At 61.4% G+C, this 2,298-nt stretch carries 1 protein-coding gene and 1 pseudogene; both read left to right on the top strand.

The annotated features are described in order from the left end of the window. Positions 1–1,464: PleD family two-component system response regulator (locus BKD70_RS23435; protein WP_070415496.1), on the top strand; the 1,464-nt coding region annotated here is incomplete at its 5' end. A gap of 53 nt (positions 1,465–1,517) precedes the next feature. Then, a pseudogene (locus BKD70_RS23430) lies at positions 1,518–2,298 on the top strand (methyl-accepting chemotaxis protein); the annotation flags it as partial.

Below are 2,298 nucleotides of genomic sequence, written 5' to 3'. Positions count from 1 at the left end.
GCACGGCATATCAGTCAATCCTTGCAGGCTGTGGACGAGAACCGTGGCCGTCTGAGCAGCCAACTGATCACCGAGCTCAACCGCTTGATGCAACGCCTGTCCCGCACCGGCCTGCGCCAGGGCGATCAGCTGGAGCAAACCTTCCTGCCGCCGATGCGCAAGCCGATCTATGTGATGCTGGCCGACCATGACCGCGCCGAACGCCTGGCCAAGCAGTTGGAGTTCTTCGGCATGGGCGCCCACGCCCTGGACAGCGTCGCCGCCTTTCGCGCGTCCATGGCCGAGCGTTTGCCGTCAGCGATCGTGATGGACGTGGACTTCTGCGGCACGGGCCTGGGCCTGAAGCTCGCGGCAGAGGCCCAGGAGGGCCTGGAGCAAAAGCTGCCGCTGTTGTTTTTCAGCCTGCACGAAACCGACACCCCGACACGCCTGGCCGCCGTACGCGCCGGCGGCGAAGAGTTCCTGACCGGCACCCTGGAGGCCTCAAGCCTGCTGGAAAAGATCGAAGTGCTAACCTGCGCGGCCCAGTACGAACCGTACAAAGTGCTGATCATCGACGACTCGCGGGCCCAGGCGCTGCACACCGAACGCCTGCTCAACAGTGCCGGCATTGTCACTCGCACATTGACCGAACCGATCCAGGCCATGGCCGAGCTGGCGGATTTCCAGCCCGACCTGATCATCCTCGACATGTACATGCCTGCCTGTACCGGCACCGAACTGGCCAAGGTGATTCGCCACAACGACCGCTACGTCAGTGTGCCGATCATTTACCTGTCGGCCGAGGACGACCTGGATAAACAGCTGGATGCGATGAGCGAGGGCGGTGACGATTTCCTCACCAAACCGATCAAGCCGCGTCACCTGATCACCACTGTGCGCAACCGTGCGTCACGTGCGCGCAACTTGAAGGCACGGATGGTGCGCGACAGCCTGACCGGGCTGTACAACCACACGCATATCCTGCAACTGCTCGAAGATTGCAGCTTCCGCGCACGCCGCGAGAACAAGCCGTTGAGCTTTGCCATGCTCGATATCGACCACTTCAAGCGCGTCAATGACAGCCACGGCCACCCCATGGGCGACCGGGTGATCAAGAGCCTGGCACTGTTTCTCAAGCAGCGTTTGCGCAAGACCGATTACATCGGCCGCTACGGCGGTGAAGAGTTCGCCATCGTGATGCCCGACACCGACCTGGAATCGGCCTGCAAGGTGCTGGACGACATTCGTCGGCGCTTTGCAGAAATCCACTACCCCGCCCAACCGCAGGATTTGTGGTGCACCTTCAGCGCCGGCCTGGTGGAGCTGTGCGACGGTTCCGACAGCTTGATGATGGCCGCCCAGGCTGACGAAGCGCTGTACCGCGCCAAGGACGCCGGACGTAATCGCGTGCAAGCAGCTCGCACATCAAAGCAAAGTGCCATCTTTTCACCAGAATCCACCGATTCGGTCATAACGCTGTAATACAAACGCAATAAATTCAGGCGCTTATCTCTTGCCGTCGGTTGAAACCCCGCATGCGCCTGAAGCTGCTGACCAATCTCAATACCCTTCTGCTGGTGGCTGTGTGCCTGGCCCTCGGGGCGACACTGTGGTGGTCGCAACGGGCGCTGGAGCGTCCGTACTTGTTGATGGAGCGCTACCTCGGGTTGTCCCAGGCCTTTCAAAACCAGGCTGCCCGTAACATCGAGGACTACTTAGCCAGCGGCGATGCCCTGCGCCTGAGCAGTGCAACCCAGAGCCTGGAAAGCCTGCAGCTTCAGCTGGGCGAACTGCCGCCCGACTTGGCGCAAAACCTGCGCCCCAGCCTCATGGACCTGGAGACTTTCAGCAAGACCGACCTGTTGGCCGCCGGTAAATTGGCTGGCGACCCGCAAGCCCTGTTGCTGCAAGCCGAGCGTGAACTGGGCGCGAACCTGGAACAATTGAGCCAGTACGCCAGCGGTGTCAATTCCGCGGAGGCTGCGCATTATATGTCGCCATTGCTCGCAGCCTCACAGCACCTGGGCAAACTGTCCCTGGCCCGCGACAAGCTAGTCAGCAGCGGGCGCGCCGAGTTGGCCGCGGATGTCGAGCGGGAAGTGACCAACCTGCGCACTCAGGCCGACCTGCTTGCGCAGCTGCCCTTATTGGGAATAAAGGCCAGCGCTGAATCCCACACCGATGATTTTTCCGCGTTGATGGGCCTGGAAAATACCGAAAAAACCGAAGCCCAGGACACCGGCGTCGACCTCAAGCGCGAACTCAACAGCCTGTTGACCCGCTACCCCGCCGAACTCCAACGCACCCGTGAACAGA

The sequence above is a fragment of the Pseudomonas sp. BS-2016 genome (assembly GCF_001806145.1).
Classification (GTDB): Bacteria; Pseudomonadota; Gammaproteobacteria; order Pseudomonadales; family Pseudomonadaceae; genus Aquipseudomonas; species Aquipseudomonas lundensis.
The sequence above is the reverse complement of the archived record's forward strand: the minus strand, read 5'-3'. Positions and strand labels throughout refer to the sequence as shown.